The 4330-nt window shown below is 54.5% G+C and carries 2 protein-coding genes and 1 pseudogene; all 3 read right to left on the reverse strand.

The window, feature by feature from the left end; translation table 11 throughout:
* A pseudogene (locus QRD42_RS02590) lies at positions 1-221 on the reverse strand (isoprenoid biosynthesis protein ElbB); the annotation flags it as partial.
* 229 nt (positions 222-450) lie between these two features.
* Positions 451-2790, reverse strand: a complete 2340-nt coding sequence (gene arcB / locus QRD42_RS02595) for an aerobic respiration two-component sensor histidine kinase ArcB (protein WP_318374491.1) — start codon at positions 2788-2790, stop codon at positions 451-453.
* A 106-nt stretch (positions 2791-2896) separates the two neighbouring features.
* Positions 2897-3826 carry a TIGR01212 family radical SAM protein gene (locus QRD42_RS02600; RefSeq protein WP_321988120.1) on the reverse strand — a complete coding sequence of 310 codons (930 nt, stop codon included), beginning with the start codon at positions 3824-3826 and terminating at the stop codon, positions 2897-2899.
* Positions 3827-4330 lie beyond the last annotated feature (504 nt).

The following is a 4330-nucleotide window of genomic DNA, read 5'->3' on the forward strand; positions in this document are numbered from 1 at the left end:
GCGCCGCGGGCAATACGTGCCGCTTCGATCAGTACGTTACGGCTTTCCGCCATAGGTTCGCCGGTCAGATGATTCACTACATCGCTCTGGCTTTTATCCGGGGCAAAACAGACTGCCTCAGCCCCATTTCTGGCGATCGCCAGCAGAGAAAGTACGGCTTCGTGGATCTCTGATCCGTCGTTAACACCACACCCGCTGAGGACAATACCTACTTTTTTCATGTTGCTAATCCTTTCTGGCAATATGCTTAAGTTTATTAATTATTGTGATAACAACGCTGTGCTTCACACATTTCACTGATTCACGTAACAAATGATTCAAGTTTTGGTATCTTAAGTGCCAACTTTTCTCATGTCTCGTCGTGCCCGTTCAACTATAAAATCACAATCCCGGCGCAGCCACGGTTCCCTGGTGTTGGCGCAGTATTCGCGCACCCCGGTTTATCCGGGGTTATTTTTTACTGGCATTCGCCACCCAGGCTTTCAGTAACGCCACGTCATGCGGCCATTCCTGTTTCATCTCGTCGATCCATTCGCCCACGTTATTCCACCAGGCGGGCAGATCCGGCGACTGAATTTGTTGCCCCAGCTGTTGTAAACGGCGCAGGCCAATCGATCCTGCCGCGCCTTTAATTTTATGCCCTTCTTCGGTGATGCCTTTCTGATCGCGGGCGGTGAAATTGGACTCCAGCACGCTGATATAGCCCGGCATCATTTTTTCAAATACCGCCACGCCATCGGTGATCAGCTTCGGCCCCACCAGCTCCAGATACTGTTCCAGCATCGGCAGATCCAGCAGCGCTTGTGATTTACTGTCATCCACAGGGGTCACATCACTCTCCTCGTCGTCACAGGTATCCCAGAATTTTTTGATCATGGCCGTTAATGCCGGTACGGCCAGCGGTTTGCTGAGGACATCATCCATACCGGCGTTCAGGTATTCTTGTTTGTCTTTCAGCACGTTGGCGGTTAGCGCCACCAGCGGCGGCAGATCTTCAGCCGCATAGCGGCTGGTGAGCTGGCGGGAAATATCCAGCCCGGTCATATCCGGCAGCTGAATATCCAGCAGCAGCAAGTCGTATTCGCCGGGGGTAAACATCTCCAGCGCCGCCTTGCCGGTCATCGCCACATCCACGCTGCAACCCAGTTTTTCCAGCACCGAGCGGGCGACAATCACGTTCAGCTCAATGTCTTCCACCAGCAGGACGTGAAGGGCCGGCAGCGGCATTTCATCTTCTTCGAACGCATCGTCCACTTCTTCCGCGACGGCAGGGGCGCGCACCGACAGCGAGAATACCGAACCTTTGCCCGCCACGCTGGACACCGTGATATCGCCACCCATGCTCTTCGCCAGACGACGTGATACCGCCAGACCAATACCCGTCCCCGTTGCGGGTTTACCGCCGTGGCTGTCTTTCACCTGATAATACATGGCGAAGATCTTATCCTGTTCGGTCTGCGGAATACCGATACCGGAATCTTCCACCTCAAAGCGCAGCATCTCCTGCGGGGCGTCGTAGCGCACCCGCACCACCACCTGCCCGTGCAGAGTGAATTTAACGGCGTTACTGATGAGGTTCCACAGGATCTGCCGCAGACGCGTGCCGTCGGTGACAACCTTATGCGGCAACGGCAGCGCAGGCTCCATCACGAAGCGCAGCCCTTTTTGCTGCGCCTGTAGCCCGGAGAGGTTTTCCAGATCGGCAAGGAAGCTGGTGAAGTCCACCGGCTGGTTATCCAGCTGGACTTTATGCCGCTCCATTTTATCCATGTCGATAATATCGTTGAAAATATTCCCGAGCGTGACAGCCGAAACATGGATGGTTTTCAGGTATTTTTCCTGCTCGGCGGTCAGTTCCGTATCCAGCAGGATGCGGCTCAGACCGACGATACCGTTAAGCGGCGTACGCAGTTCATGGCTGATGGTGGAGATAAAGGTAGTCTTGTCCCGGCTGGCGCGCTCCAGCGCGTCCTGATAGCGCTTACGTTCGGTTATGTCACGCCCGAACCCCATCAGCCCGTGGCGTTTACCCACGCGGTCATAATAGGGTACTTTGCGGATCTCAAAACAGGCTTTACGTCCGTCCGGGTAATCCAGCCACTGTTCATACGTGAGCGACACGTTATGGCGGAAAACTTTCTCGTCGGTTTCCAATACTTTCTCGGCGGCTTCCGGGGAGTAAACGTCCTGAGGCTTCAGATTCACCAGCTGTTTTTCGCTTTTGCCGGTCAGCAACTCCATCGCCCGGTTACAGCCGGAAAACTCTTTATCTTCATTGCGATAGAAAACCAGATCCGGGGAAGCATCGAGGAACGAGCGCAGGAAAGAAGACTGTTGCTCCAGTTGGATCTGCGTCTGTTCACGCTCCTGCATTTCGATTTTTAGCTGTTCGAAGGTGGCCTGGCGCTCCGCTTCCGCTTTCACGCGATCGTTGATCTCCTGATTCAGCTGGGAGATGTTGTCCCGCAGCTGCACGTTGAGCTTGAGATCGCGGTCGCGCATCTCTTCAAGTTTATCCACCAGCCGCGAGAGCCGCTGGCGCGATTCCTCCAGTTGTTCAACCACCACCGACAGGAAGTAGACCGCCCAGGGGGTAATGAGCAGACCAAAGAAGATAGAGCGTATAACATCAATGCTTTCCACACGGCCATGCAACACCATGGTGACCGCCATCTGCACGACAATCGCCAGTACCACCAGCGCCAGCGCCAGCAGTATGGAAAAGCGCACCAGGCCGAGCTTCATCATCAGATCGACATAGTATTGCGCCAGTACTCGGATTTGCTTCATAGGGGATCCCTTCGCGACAACCTGGCACAATAATACTCAATTCTGAGCAAGGCGTTGACGCTTGTGTGAAAAAGTGCGAATTATTCCCCGCTCAGGAAGGAAAAGTTCAGGCGCAAGGCTGCACCCAGCCGCGGCCCAGCGCCGATCCCTGCGCGCCGTGGCTGTTTAGGTAGCGGTCCAGTTCGACCATACCTGTCCAGCGATTTTCGCACCACAGCGGGGCGAGCAGCGTCGGGCGACGCGCGCTGGCGGAAATACGGTGATAAATCACCTCAGGAGGCGTATGGCGGATCATCTCCCCGGCGGTGACGGTGTAGTCTTCCAGCGCAATGCCGTGCAGACGCCCCGCTTCCCAGGCCTTCGCCATGGTGCTGCCGGTGACAATATGCAGCGGGTGCAGTTTGATCCCGTCCACACCCGTCTCCACCACCCGGTGCAGCGTGTCCAGACATGCGGCCTGCCCTTCTCCCGGCAGACCGACAATCAAATGGCTGCACACTTTCAGACCGCGTTCGCGCGCCCGGCGGGTGGTGTGCTGGTAGCAGGCATAATCGTGGCCGCGGTTAATGCGGTGCAGGGTTTTATCCTGAGCCGTTTGCAGCCCAAGCTCCAGCCACACTTCATAGCCCGCGTCGTGGTATTCGCTGAGCAGATCCAGCACCGCATCCGGCACGCAGTCCGGGCGGGTGCCGACGCATAAACCGACGATGCTGGCCTGGCTTACCGCCTGCTGATACATGGCGCGCAGCACCTGCACTTCCGCCCAGGTGCTGGTGTAGGCTTGAAAATAGGCGAGATATCGTCTGGCGCGGTTGACCAGCGTGGCCTGATAAGCCAGCTGCTCCGCAATGGAGTGGTTCTGCTGGGTTTCGTCAGCGAAAGAAGCCACGTTACAGAAAGTGCAGCCGCCCCGTCCGATAGTGCCATCGCGATTGGGACAACTGAAACCGCCATGCAGCGTCAGTTTATGGACCTTCTGCCCGTAACGACGGGCGAGATCGCCACCAAACATATTGACTAATTTCTGTAACTGCATAAATTGATAGACCGGCCTGATGAAAGAGCCAAGCCTGCCATTTTTAGTCTTTGTCGGCGATGACCTGGATCAATCGCCATAGAGGACGCACACCTATTGCATAATCACGCACAATTACCGCGATTTCATTCACTGCTTCGCTGATTACTTTTACTTATGTCGGCGGGATATTTTTCAAAAAGAATTCCTTCGGCGTAAAACAGTGGCATTAAGCGGGTTACGAAGAAAAGCCAGTGTAATATTCTGTTTGGAAAACAGAACACAGGACAGCGCGGTAATAACAGCGCTTTCTTATAGTGAGAGGGATCACACTCCATTAACGGTCGTCAGGCCTGACACAGTGGCAAAAAGAGCATTAAAAAACATTAAAAACAACTAGTTAACCAACCTTTAGCACATTTTTGTATAAATAAGATTGCCATTTGACCTGTGTGCCGATTCCCGATAACTTGAGGATCCGCTGGAAGCTTTCTGGGTGAGCAGTCTGCTCATCATATTTATGCA

The sequence above is a fragment of the Enterobacter sp. PGRG2 genome, from assembly GCF_030291195.1.
Taxonomy (GTDB): domain Bacteria; phylum Pseudomonadota; class Gammaproteobacteria; order Enterobacterales; family Enterobacteriaceae; genus Enterobacter_D.